At 71.6% G+C, this 16,806-nt stretch carries 13 protein-coding genes; 9 read left to right on the top strand and 4 right to left on the bottom strand.

What is annotated here, in order from left to right; all coding sequences use genetic code 11:
- Positions 1-12: 12 nt before the first annotated feature.
- From DAI20_RS07145 to DAI20_RS07125, 5 genes are all read left to right on the top strand, one after another.
- Positions 13-1,260 (top strand): sugar ABC transporter substrate-binding protein, encoded by a 1,248-nt coding sequence (locus DAI20_RS07145; protein ID WP_108250552.1) that lies wholly within the window; start codon positions 13-15, stop codon positions 1,258-1,260.
- A 106-nt stretch (positions 1,261-1,366) separates the two neighbouring features.
- Positions 1,367-2,332 carry a carbohydrate ABC transporter permease gene (locus DAI20_RS07140; RefSeq protein WP_108249909.1) on the top strand — a complete coding sequence of 322 codons (966 nt, stop codon included), beginning with the start codon at positions 1,367-1,369 and terminating at the stop codon, positions 2,330-2,332.
- A 16-nt stretch (positions 2,333-2,348) separates the two neighbouring features.
- Positions 2,349-3,221: a carbohydrate ABC transporter permease gene (locus tag DAI20_RS07135; protein WP_108249908.1), complete on the top strand. Its 873-nt coding sequence runs from the start codon at positions 2,349-2,351 to the stop codon at positions 3,219-3,221.
- Positions 3,222-3,262: 41 nt separating this feature from the next.
- Positions 3,263-4,054, top strand: a complete 792-nt coding sequence (locus DAI20_RS07130) for a ThuA domain-containing protein (RefSeq protein ID WP_205781382.1) — start codon at positions 3,263-3,265, stop codon at positions 4,052-4,054.
- Positions 4,051-5,211, top strand: coding sequence for a Gfo/Idh/MocA family protein (locus tag DAI20_RS07125; protein WP_108249907.1), 1,161 nt, complete (start codon positions 4,051-4,053; stop codon positions 5,209-5,211). Before DAI20_RS07130 ends, DAI20_RS07125 begins: the two co-directional genes overlap by 4 nt.
- 177 nt (positions 5,212-5,388) lie before the next feature.
- Here the strand turns inward: DAI20_RS07125 and DAI20_RS07120 are convergent, their stop codons facing one another.
- The 3 genes from DAI20_RS07120 to DAI20_RS07110 form a co-directional block, all read right to left on the bottom strand.
- Entirely contained in the window at positions 5,389-7,362 is a 1,974-nt protein-coding gene (locus DAI20_RS07120; RefSeq protein ID WP_108249906.1) for a YhgE/Pip family protein, read from the bottom strand.
- Positions 7,363-7,412: 50 nt separating this feature from the next.
- The gene (locus DAI20_RS07115) at positions 7,413-10,331 is read right to left on the bottom strand and encodes an MMPL family transporter (protein ID WP_108249905.1); all 2,919 of its coding nucleotides are present in this window, start codon (positions 10,329-10,331) and stop codon (positions 7,413-7,415) included.
- 64 nt (positions 10,332-10,395) lie between these two features.
- Positions 10,396-10,998, bottom strand: coding sequence for a TetR/AcrR family transcriptional regulator (locus DAI20_RS07110; protein ID WP_108249904.1), 603 nt, complete (start codon positions 10,996-10,998; stop codon positions 10,396-10,398).
- Between the two features lie 159 nt (positions 10,999-11,157).
- Here DAI20_RS07110 and DAI20_RS07105 point away from each other — a divergent pair, with 159 nt between their 5' ends.
- The gene (locus DAI20_RS07105) at positions 11,158-11,337 is read left to right on the top strand and encodes a hypothetical protein (protein WP_108249903.1); all 180 of its coding nucleotides are present in this window, start codon (positions 11,158-11,160) and stop codon (positions 11,335-11,337) included.
- An 81-nt stretch (positions 11,338-11,418) separates the two neighbouring features.
- Here DAI20_RS07105 and DAI20_RS07100 read toward each other — a convergent pair whose 3' ends face one another.
- Positions 11,419-12,801, bottom strand: a complete 1,383-nt coding sequence (locus DAI20_RS07100; RefSeq protein WP_108249902.1) for a glucose-6-phosphate dehydrogenase — start codon at positions 12,799-12,801, stop codon at positions 11,419-11,421.
- A 35-nt stretch (positions 12,802-12,836) separates the two neighbouring features.
- Between DAI20_RS07100 and DAI20_RS07095 the strand changes: the two genes are divergently transcribed.
- The 3 genes from DAI20_RS07095 to DAI20_RS07085 all read left to right on the top strand — a co-directional run bounded on the left by DAI20_RS07095 (position 12,837) and on the right by DAI20_RS07085 (position 16,739).
- Complete coding sequence (locus DAI20_RS07095; RefSeq protein WP_108249901.1) at positions 12,837-14,615, top strand: glycoside hydrolase family 15 protein; 1,779 nt, start codon at positions 12,837-12,839, stop codon at positions 14,613-14,615.
- Between the two features lie 79 nt (positions 14,616-14,694).
- On the top strand, positions 14,695-15,984 hold the full coding sequence (locus DAI20_RS07090; protein ID WP_108249900.1) for an MFS transporter: 1,290 nt from the start codon (positions 14,695-14,697) through the stop codon (positions 15,982-15,984).
- Positions 15,981-16,739, top strand: coding sequence for an SDR family NAD(P)-dependent oxidoreductase (locus DAI20_RS07085; protein ID WP_108249899.1), 759 nt, complete (start codon positions 15,981-15,983; stop codon positions 16,737-16,739). Before DAI20_RS07090 ends, DAI20_RS07085 begins: the two co-directional genes overlap by 4 nt.
- Positions 16,740-16,806 lie beyond the last annotated feature (67 nt).

Genomic DNA, 16,806 nt, shown 5'->3' with positions numbered 1-16,806 from the left:
GAGCCGATGAGCATGAGAAACAAGAGAATCCCCGCCCTGCTGGCCATGGCCGCCATCGCCCCGCTCGCCCTCGCGGCGTGCAGCGGCGGCGGCGGCGGGGGTGCCGGAGGAGGCGGTGGCGGAGGGGCCACCGGCGGCGGAGCGGACGAGCTCACCATCCTCGACTACTACAACAACGAGCCCGACAAGTCGCTCGTGCAGGACGCGCTCGACTCCTGCGCAGAGCAGGTGGGCGTCACCATCAAGCGCGAGACCGTGCCCGGCAAGGACCTCATCCAGAAGGTGCTGCAGCGCTCGTCCTCCCGCACGCTGCCCGACGTGCTCATGCTCGACAACCCCGACCTGCAGGAGATCGCCGCGACGGGCGGCCTCGTGCCGCTCAGCGAGTACGACGTCGACACGTCCGGCTTCGCGGAGGGCATCCTCGAGGCCGCCACCTACGAGGGCGAGGTGTACGGGCTCGCGCCGACGGTGAACACCCTCGGCCTCTTCTACAACACCGAGCTGCTCGAGGCGGCCGGCATCACGCCGCCGAAGACCTGGGAGGAGCTGAAGACGGCCGCAACCGCCCTCACCTCGGGTGACCAGTACGGCATCGCGTTCTCCGCCATCGCGACGTACGAGGGCAGCTGGCAGTTCCTGCCCTTCATGTGGACCAACGGCGGTGACGAGACCGCTCTCGACACCCCGCAGGTGCAGGAGGCCCTTCAGCTCTGGGTCGACCTCGTCGACAGCGGCGCGGCGTCCGACAGCGTCATCAACTGGGCGCAGGCCGACGTCAAGGACCAGTTCGTCGCGGGCAAGGCCGCGATGATGGTCAACGGCCCGTGGCAGATCCCCAGCCTCAACGAGAACCCGGACGTCAAGTGGGACGTCGTGCAGGTGCCCGTCAAGGAGGAGGGGCAGACGCCCGTCGCCCCGCTCGGCGGTGAGGTCTGGACCGTGCCCGTGACGGGTGACGACGCCAAGCAGGCGAAGGCGGCGGAGTTCGTGGAGTGCATCGCGAGCGACGACAATCAGCTCGCGCTTGCCGAGGCCCGCTTCACGGTGCCCACGAAGACCGCGCTGGCGGACGAGTACGTCGAGAAGGTTCCCACCATGGAGGCCTTCACCGAGCAGGTCGCCAACGCCCGCTCGCGCACCGGCAAGCTCGGCGAGGAGTGGCCCGAGGCCGCGACGCAGATCTACACCGCGATCCAGCTGGCCCTGACCGGTCAGGCCACCCCGGCCGAGGCGTTCGAACAGGCCGCCCAGGGCTGACCGGCCGTAGCGGATCGGCCGTGAGGCCCGGGACACCGGCCTCGCGGCCGATCCGCACCACCCTTCGCCTGAGTGTTCCGACGATGACGACGGAAAGGTTCGCGAGATGTCAGTAACGACGGTTCCTCCCACCGAGGTGCCCACGTCCCCTCGTCGGGACACCGCACCCCCGGCCCGCCACAGGCGACGCTTCACCCTCGAGAACGTCACGCGGATCCTGTTCGTGGTTCCCGCCGGGCTGTTCCTGCTGGCGTTCTTCGGCTACCCCGTCGTCAAGAACGTGACGATGAGCCTGCAGGAGTACACGACCCGCACGTTCTTCACCGGCGAGGCGCCCTGGGTCGGCTTCGCCAACTACGCGACGGTGCTGAGCAGCCAGCTGTTCTCGCCCGCGCTGATCAACACGGCCCTGTTCACCATCGGGTCCATCGCCGGGCAGTTCGTGATCGGCCTCGCGCTCGCCGAGTTCTTCCGGCGGAAGTTCCCGCTGAGCGGGTTCCTCCGGTCGATGCTCCTGCTGCCGTGGCTGCTTCCGCTCATCGTCTCGAGCGCGACCTGGCGCATGATCCTCGACCGGGACAGCGGCATCCTGAACGAGACGCTCGGCTCGCTCGGCATCATCTCCTCCCCCATCCCCTGGCTCACGAGCCCGTCCGTCGCGCTGCTCGCCGTCGTGCTCGTGAACATCTGGATCGGCATCCCGTTCAACGTGACGATCCTCTACGGCGGCCTGCAGGACATCCCCGAGGAGCTGTACGAGGCGGGCGCGCTCGACGGCGCGACGGGGTGGAAGGCCTTCTGGCACATCACCCTGCCGAACCTGCGGCCGGTCGTCAGCGTCGTGCTCGTGCTCGGCGTCGTCTACACGATCAAGGTGCTCGACATCATCCTCGGCCTCACCAACGGCGGGCCCGCCAACGCGACCCAGACCCTGTCGGTGCGCTCGTACCAGGAGTCGTTCGTGAACTTCGAGTTCGGCGTCGGCGCGGCCTACAGCAACATCCTCATCGTGATCTCGCTGCTGTTCGCGGTCATCTATCTGCGCGCGAACCGACGCGCCGTCGACGAGTAAGAGGAGGAGAGAAGCCATGACGACAACGACCGCGACGGCTCCCGTGGTGGCGGCGTCCCGCCGGCACCCCAAGCCCGTTCGGCGCACGACGCACTCCGGCATCTTCACCGTGCTCGGCGTGATCTTCCTCGCCATCATGCTGTTCCCCATCTACTGGATGGTGAACGCGTCCCTGCAGCCGTCGGGCAACACGCTGACGGCGGACTTCTTCCCCTGGAACCCGAGCTTCGCGGGCTACGAGCGGGCGATCGCGGACCAGGGCACCAACCTCGTCACGAGCCTCATCATCTCGCTCGGGTCCGTGGTGTTCAGCCTCGCGATCGCGGCGCCGGCCGCGTACGCGCTCGCGCAGTTCCGGTTCCGCTGGATCAACGCCGCGCTGCTCGCCATCCTCATCTCCCAGATGATCCCCGGCATCGTCATCGCGAACGCGCTCTACACCGCGTACAACGACCTGGGGCTGCTCAACTCGATCCCCGGCCTGATCCTCGCGGACTCGACGCACTGCATCCCGTTCGCGATCCTCATCCTGCGGGCGTCGATGATCGGCATCCCGCCGTCCATCGTGGAGGCGGCGCGCGTCGACGGCGCGGGCCTCGTGCGCGCGTTCGTGTCCATCGTCGTGCCGGTGAGCCGCAACGCGATCATCACCGCGGGGCTGTTCTCGTTCCTGTTCTCCTGGAGCGACTTCCTCTTCGCGCTGACGCTCACCACGACCGAGGGCGTGCGCCCCGTGACCCTGGGCATCTACCAGTACCTGGGCTCGCAGGTGGCGAACTGGAGCGCCGTGATGGCGACCGCCGTGCTCTCGTCCATCCCCGCGATCCTGCTGCTGGTGCTCGCGCAGCGGTTCATCGCGGCCGGCGCCGTCGGCGGCGCCGTCAAGTGACCTCCCCCGACCGAGTGCCACTCCCACCAAGAAGGAACGATATGACGAATCCCATAACCGCTGACGGCCCCGTTCGGGTGGTCGTCTGGGGCGAGAACCGCCACGAGCAGCTGGAGCCGGAGGTGGCGGAGATCTACCCGGAGGGGATGCACAACGCGATCCGGCAGGGCATCGAGGAGAACCTCGGCCAGGGCGCCGTGGTGAGCACCGTGACGCTCGACGACCCCGAGCACGGCCTCACCGAGGAGGTGCTCGAGAACACGGACGTGCTCGTGTGGTGGGGCCACGCCGCCCACGGCGAGGTGTCCGACGAGGTGGTCGACCGCGTGCACCGGCACGTCCTGGCGGGCATGGGCCTGCTCGTGCTGCACTCCGGCCACTGGTCGAAGATCTTCGGCAAGCTCATGGGCACGACGTGCACCCTCCGCTGGCGCTCCGAGCGGGACCGGGAGATCGTCTGGACGGTCGACCCCACGCACCCCATCGCGCAGGGCGTGCCGCACCCGTTCATCATCCCGGAGCAGGAGATGTACGGGGAGTTCTTCGACATCCCCGCCCCCGACGAGCTGATCTTCCTCAGCACGTTCTCCGGCGGCGAGGTCTTCCGCAGCGGCTGCACGTTCCGCCGCGGGTTCGGCAAGATCTTCTTCTTCAGCCCGGGCGACCAGGACTACCCCGTCTACTTCCACAAGGACGTGCGCCGGGTGATCGCGAACGGCGTCGTCTGGGCGAAGACCTACCGGCCCGAGCGCACCAGCCCGGTGCTCCTGCGCTACGAGACCGAGGACTTCTACAACGGCCAGGGCTACCAGGGAGCGCTGAAGGCCCAGTGAGCACCTATCCGCCGCTTCCCGACGCGTCCGCGCCGGTCCGGGTCGTGCTCGTCGGCGCCGGCGGCATGGGCAAGCAGTGGTTGCGCACCCTGAGCGCGTCGCCGGACGTCGAGCTCGTCGGGCTCGTCGACCTGAACCTCGAGGGCGCCGCCGCGGCGCTCGAGGACGTCGGCCTGACCGGCCTGCCCGTCGCCAGGAGCCTCACCGAGATCGCGTCCGCGACGGGCGCGCAGGCCGTGGTCAACGTCACGATCCCGGCCGCGCACCACCCCGTCAACGTCGAGGCCCTGTTCGCCGGGCTCCCCGTGCTCTGCGAGAAGCCCGTGGCGCCGACCGTGAGTCAGGCGCTGTCGCTCGTCGCGGCCGCCGAGGCGAGCGGCCGGCTGCTCATGATCAGCCAGTCGCGGCGCTACTACCGCGCCCTCGCGGCCCTGAAGCGCCAGGTCGCGGAGCTCGGCGACGTCGGCGTCGTGACGACGAACTTCTTCAAGGCGCCGCACTTCGGCGGCTTCCGGGAGGAGATGGACCACGTGCTCCTCGTCGACATGGCGATCCACGCGTTCGACGCGTCGCGCTACCTTCTCGACGCCGACCCCGTGTCCGTGTACTGCGAGGAGTTCAACCCGAGCTGGAGCTGGTACGCCGGTGACGCCGCCGCGACCGCCGTCTTCGAGTTCGCGGGCGGCGCGCGGTACGTCTACACGGGCAGCTGGTGCAGCGACGGGCAGGAGACGTCGTGGAACGGCGACTGGCGGGTGAGCGCGGCTCGGGGAACGGCCACCTGGGACGGCCAGGGCACCCCACTGGTGCAGTGGGCCGCGGACGCGACGCCCGGGTCCGATGCCGGCGCAACCGGCGCATCCGCATCCGGGCCCGTCCCCGTCGACCTGGGGCCGGAGGTGCCCGAGGAGATCGCGGGCTCGCTCGCCGAGTTCGTGTCGGTGCTACGCACCGGAGACGTGCCGTCCGGCGAGGTGCACAGCAACGTGCTGAGCCTCGCGATGGTGGAGGCCGCGGTCCGCTCGGCCGAGACGGGTCAGCGCGTGCAGATCGCCGACGTGCTGGCGGAGGCGCACGCGGCGGCGGTGCGCGACGAGCGCATCAATGCCCTGGCCCCGGTGCTCGCGGGCTGGAGCACCCCGCTCCCCTCCCTCTAGCACCCCGCCTCGCCCACCGCGCGCCTCTCATCGAAGCGCCCCTGCCCAGGCAGGAGCATCCTGCCCAGTTTCAACCTGGGCACGATGCCTCTGCCTGGGCAGGGGCGTCTCGGCGTGCGGTGCGTGGTGCGTGCCGTCGCGCTTGGCGTGCCGTCGCTCGACGCCGCGGCGGGCGGGTCAGGCCGTCGCGGGCACCAGGCCGAGGGCGCTGGCCCGGCGCGAGCGGCGCACCGCGAGGTAGGACAGCAGCACGCAGACGACGCCGAACAGCGCGAGCACGATCATCGCCGTGATCACCGTGCCGGCCGACCCGCCAGCGACGATCGCCTGCATCCCCTGCACGCCGTAGGTGAGCGGCAGGAACGGGCTGATGGCCTGGAACGGCGACGCCACGAGCTGGATCGGGTAGAGCCCGCCCGTGGCGGTCAGCTGGATGGCGAGCAGCAGCAGCGAGACGATCAGCCCGACCCGGCCGAACGCCGCGGTGAGCAGGTAGTGGAACGCCGTGAACGCACCCGCCATCAGCAGCGAGAACACCAGCGTCACCGGCAGCAGCGCCCAGTCGATGCCGACGGCCGTGTGAAGCAGCGCCACCAGGAGAACCGCCTGCACGGCCGCGATGCCGAGCGCCGCGCCGAGCGAGCGCCGGAGCAGGCGCCCCGTGGGCGCGGGCGACGCGAGGGCGCGGCGCGCGAGCGGACGCAGCGCGAGGAAGATCGCGAGCGCGCCGAGCCACAGGCCGAGCGGCACGACGAGCGAGGAGACGCCGGACGCGACGTCGGTCACCTCGTTGTCCCGCTCGACCGTGAGGGTGATCGGATCCGCGACGACGCCCGCCGCGTCTTCCGCCTCGTCGTCCGTGTAGCTGGGGATCGACTCCGCGCCCTGCTCGAGGCCGTCGGCGAGCTCGGTGGCGCCGGTCGCGAGGCCGGTGGCGCCGCCTACCGTGGCCGACGCGCCCTCGGCGAGCCGGCCGAGACCGTCGCCGAGCGCGGACGCGCCGTCACGCAGGCCCTCGGACCCGGCGGAGAGCTGGGCGGCCCCGGATGCGCTGGCCGCGATGCCCGACTGGAGCTGGTCGATGCCGGCGGCGCCGGCGTTCAACTGCTCGCCGCCCGACGCGAGCTCGGCGAGCCCTGCCGCGATCTGCTGCAGCGCCCCCTCCCGAGCGGGGTTCGGCACAAGGGCCGGCGGGGCAGGTGCAACCGGGGCGACCGGAGCGACCGGGGCGACCGGCGGTACGACGGGGGCCGCGGGATCGGCGGGCGCCTGACGCGGGTCCGGCTGGGCCGGGACCGGGGTCGCGGGCGAGGCGGCGGGCGCGGCCGGATTCGGGATGAACGCCGGAATCTGCAGCACCTGCGCGAGATTGGCACTCAACTGGCTCACGCCTCCGGTGTACTGCTCGATGCCGCCGGACAGCTGGTCGAGCTGCCCCGCACCCGCGCTCAGCTGGTCCAGCCCGGAGCTCAGCTCGTCCACGCCGTGCGTGTACTGCGCGACGCCGTCCGCGAGCGCCTCGGCGCCCTGCTGCGACGCGACCACTCCCCCGGTCAGCTCGTCGAGTCCCGTGCCGAGGCTGGTCGCGCCAGCTGACAGCTGGTCGGCGCCGCCCGCCGCCTGGGTGAACGCGCCGCTGATGCTGCCGAAGCCCGTGAACACGCCGTTCACGTACTGCGCCGTGATGTCGTTGCCGAACACCGCGACCATCCCGGTGCCGACGGCCTGCGTCGCCGCGCCGGTGAGGTAGCCGTGCGCGTCGTCCGTCTCGACGGTCAGCTCGGCGCGCTCGGGCGTGGGCTGGGACAGCGAGGTGATGGAGGCGGAGAAGTTCTCCGGCACGGTGAGCACGGCGTAGACCTCGCCGCGGCTCAGCATGTCCTCCGCCTGCTCCTCGTTGGTGATGGTCCAGTCGAACGCCTGGGCGTCGTCGCTCGTGAGCTCGGTCACGAGCAGGCGTCCCGCGAGCACGGGCTGCTGGGTGCCGTCCGGCAGGGTTTGCTGCACCATCTCGTCCTGGTTGACGATCGCCGCGGGCACGCGCTCGATGCCGGTGTCCGCCTGGGACAGGGCGCCGACGAACAGGCCGGCGACCACGAGCGGGACGCCCGAGATGAGGACGAGGATCGAGCGCTTCCTCCAGCGGCTCATGGTGTTCCTTTCCGAACGAACGGGTGCTGTTGCGTTTGCCGCGCGTGCCATCACGCGAGGGAGAGGTCGGCGACGCGCGGGGCGTCGGAGGCGGCGAGGACGATGCGCGGGCCGGGGCCGTCGCGCTCCTCGAGGGGATCCGCGCCGAGCAGGAGCACGGCGGTGCCGACGTGCACGAGCGCGCGCACCGCGGCGACGAAGGCGCGCTCCTCGTCGGAGCTCGGGAAGCCGTCGCCCGTCTCGAGCACGAGCACGGGAGTCCGCTCCACCGCGGCGAGCGCCGCGAGGGCGACGGCGCGCTGGAGGCGCGGCAGCTCGGCGAGGGTGCTGCTCGCCGCGACGGGACGGGCGTCTCCCGCCTCCATGGGCAGCTGGTTCCACGCCTCGTCGATTGCGACGTTGACCCGCTCGATCTCGGCGGCCACGCGGCCGCCCTGCCGGAGGGAGCGCCAGGCGGGACCGCGGAGGCTCAGTCGCTCGGCGAACAGGTCGGCGAGGGTGAGCCGCTCGTCCGCCTCGTCGAGCCTCGTCGTGTCGCCGAGGGCGACGAGGCGAAGGACCCGCCCGGACTCGCTGGGCAGCGGGTGGCCCGCGACCTGCGCGCGCCCGGACACCGGGGCGAGCCGGCCGGCGAGCGCGGCGGCGAGCAGGCGCCGGTCGAGCTCCTCGCCCGTGACGACCGCGGTCTCGCCGGTGCGCACCGAGAAGGCGAGCGGCCCGACGCGCCGACCCGCGGAGCCGAGGACGAGGTCGTCGGCCGTGACCGCCTCGCCGTCCCGGGCCTCGGCCCAGGTCGTGGCGTCGCGGTGGTCGCGCAGGCTCTCGCCCTCGATGTCCACGTTCGGCAGCAGGCGACTCAGCCAGCGCGGCAGCCACCACGCGCCGCGGCCGACGAGCGCCATGGCCGCGGGCACGAGGGTCATGCGCACGAGGAACGCGTCGAAAAAGATGCCGACCGCGAGCCCGAGGGCGATGGTCTTGATGACGCCCGCGCCCTCCGGCACGAACGCGGCGAAGACGAAGAACATGATGAGCGCCGCCGCCGTGACGACCCGGGCCGCGCCGGAGAAGCCGTGCACGATGGCGCCGCGCGCGTCCCCGGTGTGCACGAAGTTCTCGCGCATCCCGGACACGAGGAAGACCTCGTAGTCCATCGCGAGCCCGAACAGGATCGCCATGAGCAGGATCGGCATGAAGCTGAGGATGGGGCCGGGCGACACGTGCAGCGCGTCGGCGAAGACGCCCTGCTGGAAGATCGCGACGACGACGCCGAAGGACACGATCACGGAGAGCAGGAAGCCGACCGCGGCCTTCACCGGCACGAACACCGAGCGGAACACGACCATCAGCAGCAGGATCGACAGGCCGACGACCACGATGCCGAACGGCACGAGCGCGTTGTTCAGCCTGCTCGAGATGTCCGTCTGCACCGCCGTCGTGCCGGTGACCGCGATGTCGGTGTCGTAGCGCTCCTCGATGTCGGGCGCGAGATCGCGGATGGCCTGCACGAGCTGGGTGGTCTCCGGGGAGTCCGGTGCGCTCTCCGGGATGACCTGGAGGATGGCGGTGTCGAGCGACGGGTTGGGCGTGCCCGCGCCGACGGACGCGACGTCCTCGAGCGGGCGGAGCTCGTCCGCGATGCTCTCGAGGTCGCCGATCGGGTCGTTCGTCTGCGTGATGTCGACGAGCAGGACGAGCGGGCCGTTGCGGCCGGGACCGAAGTTGTCGGAGACCGTGTCGTAGGCGACCCGGGCGGTGGAGCCCTCGGGCTCGGTGCCGCCGCTCGGCAGGGCGAGCTGCAGCTGCAGCGCGGGCACGAGCATCGCGCCGGCGATGCCGACGACGAGGAGCACGAATACGATCGGCGCCTTCAGCACGATCCGCACCCAGCGCTCGCCGAAGGAGCGGGCGCCCGTGCCGACCGGATGCGCCCGCCGGTAGGCGCGCGAGCCGGGCTTCGGGGCGAGGCGCTCGCCGGCGAGGCCGAGGAGCGCGGGCAGGAGCGTGAGCGCGGAGAGCATGGCGAGCAGCACGGCGAGCGCGGCGGCGACGCCCATCACGCTGAGGAAGGGGATGCCGACGACGAGGAGCCCGAGCAGGGCGATGATCACCGTCACGCCCGCGAACACGACGGCGCTGCCCGCGGTGGCGACGGCGGTGGCCGCGGACTCGGCGGCGGGCATGCCGACGGCGAGCTGGTTCCGGTGCCGGATGAGGATGAACAGGGCATAGTCGATGCCGACCGCGAGGCCGATCATGACGGCGAGCAGCGGCGACGCGCTGGAGACCGGCATGAAGGCCGAGACCGCGATGACGCCGCCCATGACGACGCCGACGCCGACCAGCGCGGTGAGCAGCGGCATCCCCGCGGCCAGCAGGGAGCCGAACGTGACGAACAGCACGATCGCGGCGAAGAGCACGCCGAGCGCCTCGGTCGGCGTCAGGCCGTACTCCAGGTCCTGGAACACCTGGCCGCCGAACTGCACGGTGAGGCCCGCGTCCTCGGCCGGGGCCGCGGCCTCGCGGATGGCGTCGAGCGACTCGTCCGTCACCTCGTCGGACTGGCCGGTGAACTGCACGGTGCCGATGGCGGCACGGTCGTTGTCCGAGACGGCGTCCGTCGCGTACTCGGAGAAGGGCGAGAGCGACTGCTCGACGCCATCGACCTCGCCGGCCTCGGCCACCGCGTCCTCGATGGGCTGGCGGTACTCCTCCGCGCTGATGCTCTCGCCCTCCGGGGCGACGAAGATCATCTGGGCGCTCGCGCCCGCGGCCTGCGGGAACACGGCGGAGAGGCGGTCGATCGCCTCCTGCGATTCCGTGCCCGGGATCTTGAACGACTCCTCGGTCGTGCCGCCGAGCGCGAGGCCGCCGCCGACGACGGCGGCGAGCACGAGCACCCACGCGATGACCACCGGCCAGGCGCGGCGGTAGGCGAAGGTGCCGATTCTGTAGAGCAGGGTTGCCATGGGCTGCGGGCTCCTCGGGTGGCGGGGTCGGTCGGGGCGGGGTGGCGGCGGGTGGCGGCGCGGGTCAGGACGCGACGGGGCGCAGCTGCATCGGGGCGAGCAGCTCGGACACGACCGTGACGAGAGCAGCCCTGGTCTCGTCGTCGGACAGCGGGGTGGTCGACCACATCTCGGCCGCCGAGAGCATGTAGGCGGCGCCGCCGAGGGCGACCGAGAAGCGCACGCGCTCCTCGGCGGTGCGCATCTCGCCGCAGAGGGACTGCGCGAGCGTCTCGATGAGGCCGTTGGCGCGCTGGATGACGGCCATGCCCTGCAACGACTGCCCCTGGTTCACGAACATGTGCACCTGCAGCCGGTTCGCGAGCAGGAAGTCGATGAACTCCACGACGAACGCGTCCTGGGAGGACCGGGACGGCGCGCGGGCGACGAACCGGTCGAGGATCTCCCCGAGGGTGTCCATCGCCGGGGTCAGCGTCGCCTCGAGCAGCGCCTCCTTGGAGGCGAAGTGGTAGAGCACGCTCGACTTGGAGTAGCCGGCGGCATCCGCGATCTGCTGCAGCGACGTGCCCGCGAAGCCGACGGAGGCGAACTGCCGCAGCGCGATGGTCTTCAGCTCCTCGCGGGCGGTCTGCCGGGCTGGGGCGTCGGGGAGGGGGCTGGTCTGCACCCGGTGAGCCTACACTGACCGATCGGTCAGCAACCTGGGGATTGCGCTGAGGGCGTTTCGGCCCTACTGCGGCGCCATGCCCGCCCCTCGGGGCGGGGTCACCGCCCCCGGCGTGCCTCGATCGTCTGCAGTAGCGTGGAATCCCCTACTGGAGGTCACATGCGCAAGTACATCCTGAACGGCAGCATCCTGAGCGCGGTGCTCGGCGGCTGGAGCACCGTCAAGGCGACCCGCTCCGGTCCGCACGACTGGCGCCTCGTCCTGATGTGGCTCAGCTGGGCCATCACGCTCGCCGTCGCGATCGGCTCGGTCCACGAGGACTACAAGAACAACGACTGACAGCTCGCACGAGCCGACAGCGAAATGGCCGACCGGCGCTCGCCGGTCGGCCGTTCACGTTCTGCCGGACGCCGGGCTGTGCTAGATCCCGGGTAGGCCCGACCAGCTCTCCGGGCCGGTCGAGCCGACCGGGTACTCGTCGAGCGGCACCTCGTCCGCCCGCCAGGCGGCGAGCACCGGCTCGAGGATGTGCCAGCACTGCTCGGCCGTGTCGCCGCGCACGGCGAGCGTCGGGTCGCCCTTCACGATGCCCTGCAGCACCTCGCCGTAGGCCGGGAGCGTGCCCGGCTGGAACGCGACGTCGAGGGAGACGCGGTCGATGTAGTCCGGGTCGCCCGGCCCGTTCACGTTGATCTCGAGAGCGAGCTCGTCCGGGCTGAGGGAGATGCGCATGCGGTCCGGCAGCGCCGTGCCCTGCAGGCCGTCGGGGATGTGCGGGGCCGGCTTGAACGTGACGAGGATCTCGCGCCGCCTCGCGCCGAGCGCCTTACCCGACCGCAGCAGGAACGGCACGCCGGCCCAACGCCAGTTCTGCACCTCGACCGTGAGCTCGGCGAGGGTCTCCGTCTTGCGCGCGGGGTCCACGCCCTCCTCGTCCGCATAGGAGGGCAGCGAGCGCCCCTCGAACTCGCCAGCCGTGTACCGGGCGCGCCGGCCCGCGGTCTTCGGGTCGTCGCCCCAGATCCGGGTCGAGCGCAGCAGGATGCCCTTCGCGTCGCGCACGTCCTCGGCGTGCAGCGTCGTCGGCGGCTCCATGGCGAACACCGCGAGCACCTGCAGCAGGTGGCTCTGGATCATGTCGATGAGCGCGCCCGCCTGGTCGTAGTAGCGGGCCCGGTTCTCGAGCGCCAGCTGCTCGTCGTACACGATCTCCACGCTCTGCACGTGCTGGTTGTTCCACAGCGGCTCGAAGATGCGGTTGGCGAAGCGCAGGCCCATGAGGTTCAGCACGGTCGAGCGACCCAGGAAGTGGTCAACCCGCTGCACCCGGTCCTCGGGAACGAGCCCGCGCAGGAGCTCGTTCAGCGAGTGTGCGCTCTCCTCGTTCGTGCCGAACGGCTTCTCCAGAGCGAGGGAGGTGCCCTTCGGCAGGTCGAGGGCGCGCAGCGCCTCGCAGGACCGGACGGTCACGGCGGGCGGGAGGGCGAAGTAGATGGCGGGCGGGTTGTCGCAGGCGTCGAGCAGGCGCTGCATGTCGGCCGTGGTCGTCACGTCGGCGGTGAGGTAGCGCGTCTTCTCGATCGCCCGGGCCAGGTTCCCGTCCGTGTCCTCCGCGCCGGAGAACGCCTCGGTCACCCGCGCCTGCCACTCCTCCACCGTGTACTCCTCGACGCCCGCGCCGAGGAGCTGCAGGTCGAGGGAGGGATCCGCGGCGAGCAGCTGGCCGAGACCGGGCATCAGCAATCGGGACGACAGGTCGCCGCTCGCGCCGAGGATGAGAAGGGTCGCCGCACGCTGGTCCATGTTTGGCAAGAGTAGCCCGTGGAAGGATTGGCAGCATGGCTCAGCGCATCGAGGACTACGCCCTGCTCAGCGACTGCCACACGGCCGCGCTCGTGGGCAAGGACGGCAGCATCGACTGGCTGTGCCTCCCCCGCTACGACTCCGACTCCGCCTTCGCTGCGCTGCTCGGCACGAACCAGCACGGGCGCTGGCTGCTCGCGCCCGCGGGAGAGGCGACGCTCACCCATCGCGAGTACCTCGGGCACACCTTCATCCTCTGGTCGACCTGGACCACGCCGACCGGCGAGGTCGAGATCACCGAGTTCATGAGCCAGGGCAATCGCAGGGCCGACGTCGTGCGCCGGATCCGCGGCATCCGCGGCACGGTCACCATGGCCCAGGAGGTGAGCATCCGGTTCGGCTACGCGACCGCGACGCCGTGGATCCGACAGGTGCGCGACGAGGACGACCCGCGGCTCATCGCGGTCGCCGGGCCGGACTCGATCGTGCTGCGCGGACCGCGCATGGCGCCGTCCGACATGCTGCACCGCGGCGAGTTCGACGTCTCGGCCGGCGAGACGGTCGACGTCTCGCTCACCTGGTATCCGTCGCACCGGCAGGCGCCGCCGCCCGTGAACATCGACGACGAGCTCGCGGAGACCACGGTCTGGTGGGAGACCTGGGCCTCCACCATCAGCTACGACGGCCCCCACTACGAGCAGGTGCTGCGCTCGCTGCTCGTGCTGCGCGCCCTCACCCACGAGGACACCGGCGGCATCGTCGCCGCGGCGACGACGTCCCTGCCGGAGGAGTTCGGCGGCACCCGCAACTGGGACTACCGCTACGTCTGGCTGCGCGACGCGTCCCTCACCCTCGAGGTGCTGCTCGACCACGGCTTCGACGTCGAGGCCATGAACTGGCGCGGCTGGCTGCTGCGCGCGATCGCCGGCGACCCGAACGACGTGCAGATCATGTACGGCCTGAGCGGTGAGCGGTACCTCCCCGAGCGCGTGCTCCCGCAGCTGCCGGGCTACGAGGGGTCCGCCCCCGTGCGCGTGGGCAACGGCGCCGTCGACCAGTACCAGGCCGACGTGATCGGCGAGGTCATGGTCGCGCTCCAGCGCGCCCGCGAGGCGGGCGTGACGGAGACCGAGTACAGCTGGAGCCTGCAGCGCGCGCTCCTCAAGTTCATCCAGCGGAACTGGCGGCGCAAGGACCAGGGGATCTGGGAGATCCGCGCCGTGCCGCAGCACTTCACCCACTCGCGGGTGATGCTCTGGGCCGCCCTGGACCGCGGCATCATGGGCATCGACAACCACGGACTCCCGGGCCCGCGAGACGCGTGGGTGGAGCTGCGCGACCGCATCCGGGAGGAGATCGACGAGAAGGGCGTGCACCCCGAGCACGGCGGCTTCGTGCAGCACTACGGCTCGCTCGAGACGGATGCCTCGCTCCTCGTCCTTCCCCAGGTCGGCTTCTGCCGCCACGACGATCCCCGGATGCTGGCGACGGTCGCGCACATGGAGCGCACGCTCGTGCGCGACGGGCTGCTCCTGCGCTACAACACCGAGCAGGGCGTCGACGGCCTGCCGCCGGGCGAGCACCCCTTCCTCGCGTGCTCGTTCTGGCTGGTGGAGCAGTACGCACACACCGGCAGGCTGGGCGACGCGCACGCCCTGATGGATCGGCTGGTGTCCTTCGCGACCGACCTCGGGCTGATCTCCGAGGAGTACGACGTCGGCACCGGCCGGCAGGTCGGCAACACGCCGCAGGCACTGTCCCACCTCGCGCTCGTGCGGGCGGCAGACGCCCTCGCGGCGCACGAGCGCGCGTGAGACGCTCGCGCCCGTCCCTCTCGCCCGCGGCCCGCCCGCGCGTGACCCGCCCAGGCGCGATTCGCCGGGGCCCGTCCTCGTGAGCAGCATGTTCCGCAGCCTCGCGGTGCCCAACTACCGCCTGTGGTTCACGGGCGCCCTCGTGTCGAACGTCGGCACCTGGATGCAGCGCACCGCGCAGGACTGGATCGTGCTCACCGAGCTCACGGACCACGACGCTGCGGCCGTCGTCATCGTCATGGCCCTGCAGTTCGGGCCGATGCTCGTGCTCTCCCCGTACGCCGGGGTGCTCGCCGACCGGTACGACAAGCGGAAGCTGCTGATGGTCACCCAGGCCGTCATGGGGCTGCTCGGCCTGGCGCTCGGCCTGCTCGTGCTCACCGGGGTTGCGCACCTCTGGCACGTGTACGGGTTCGCGCTCCTGCTCGGCATCGTCGCCGCGCTCGACGCCCCGGCGAGGCAGGCGTTCGTGTCCGAGATCGTCTCGGACTCCAACCTCGCCAACGCGGTCGCGCTCAACTCCGCGTCCTTCAGCGCTGCGCGCATGGTCGGCCCCGCCGTGGCGGGCGTGCTCATCGCCCTGATCGGCACGGGCTGGGTCTTCCTCCTCAACGCGGTGAGCTTCCTCGCCGTGCTCGCCTCCCTGCACCGCATGCGCGTCGACGCGCTCCGCCCGGCGCCGCCCGCCGCGCGCGGCAGGGGAAGGCTGCGGGAGGGCATGCGTTACGTCGCGGGTCGCGGCGACATCGTGATCATCCTCGTGATCGTGTTCCTCGTGGGCACGTTCGGCTACAACTTCCCCATCTTCACCTCGACCATGGCAACGGTGGAGTTCTCCGCGGGCGCCGAGGCGTTCGGGCTGCTGTCGAGCTTCCTGGCCCTCGGCTCGGTGGCGGGCGCCCTGGTCTCCGCTCGCCGGGAGCGGCCGCGGATGCGATCGGTGTTCCTCGGCGCCGCCCTCTTCGGCATCACCGTGCTCCTTGCCGCCGTCGCCCCCTCGTACTGGTTTTTCGCCGCCGCCCTCACCCTCGTCGGCGTCGTCTCGCAGACGCTGATGACCGCGGCGAACAGCACCGTGCAGCTCACGACGGAGCCGGCCATGCGCGGCCGGGTCATGGCCCTGTACATGGCCATCTTCGTCGGCGGTACGCCGCTCGGTGCGCCGGTGGTCGGCTGGGTCGCCAACGCCTTCGGGCCGAGGTGGGCCATGGGCGTCGGCGCGGGGTCCGGGCTGCTCGCGGCCCTGCTCGCCGTGTTCTGGCTGGTGCGCTACCAGCACCTGCGCGTGCGCGTCCGGCGCGACGCGCGCCCCCGACTGGTCGTGACGCACGACGGCGCCGCGGGCTCCGGCGGTACGGTGTCGGGATGATCGACGCGCCCTCCCGACCCGTCACGATCGTCACCGGCGGGTCCCGCGGCATCGGCGCCGCCATCTCCCTCGAGCTCGCCCGCGAGGGGCACGACGTCGTCCTGAACTTCGCCTCCGACGAGGCGGCCGCCGTCGAACTGGCGGGCAGGATCGAGGCCCTCGGCGGCCGCTGCCTGCCGGTGCGCGCCGACGTGACGGACGAGGAGCAGGTGGAGGAGCTGTTCGCCCGGGCGGCGACGCTCGGACCGGTCACCGGGCTCGTGAACAACGCCGGCGCCACGTCCTTCATCGGCGACCTCGCGGACACGCCGGTGGCCGTCATCCGCCGGGTGATCGAGCTGAACCTCGTCGGCACCGTGCTGTGCTGCCGACTTGCGGCGCGCACGATGAGCAGGTCCCGCGGGGGCCGGGGCGGTGCCATCGTCAACATCACGTCTCTGGCGGCCGCGACCGGGTCGCCGCACACCTACGTGCACTACGCGGCGGCGAAGGCCGGGGTCGAGACCCTCACTCGCGGCCTCGCCGTGGAGCTCGGCCCGGAGGGCGTGCGGGTGAACGCCGTCTCCCCGGGCATCGTGCGCACGACCATCCACGCCGACGCCGGCGACGCGGGTCGCGTCGACCGCGCCGTCCCCGGTATCCCGCTCCGACGCGCCGGTCTGCCCGAGGACATCGCCCCGACGGTGGCGCACGCGCTGTCCGAGCGCGCTTCCTACATGTCCGGCGCCGTGATCACGGTGTCCGGCGGCCTCTGACCGCGACCCATCGGGTCCTGCACTGCGATAGGCGGGAGACAGAGCCCGTACACGCGAGAACGCCCCG

Origin of the sequence: Planctomonas deserti, from assembly GCF_003067705.1 — a bacterium.
GTDB classification, from domain to species: Bacteria; Actinomycetota; Actinomycetes; order Actinomycetales; family Microbacteriaceae; genus Planctomonas; species Planctomonas deserti.
The sequence above is the reverse complement of the archived record's forward strand: the minus strand, read 5'-3'. Positions and strand labels throughout refer to the sequence as shown.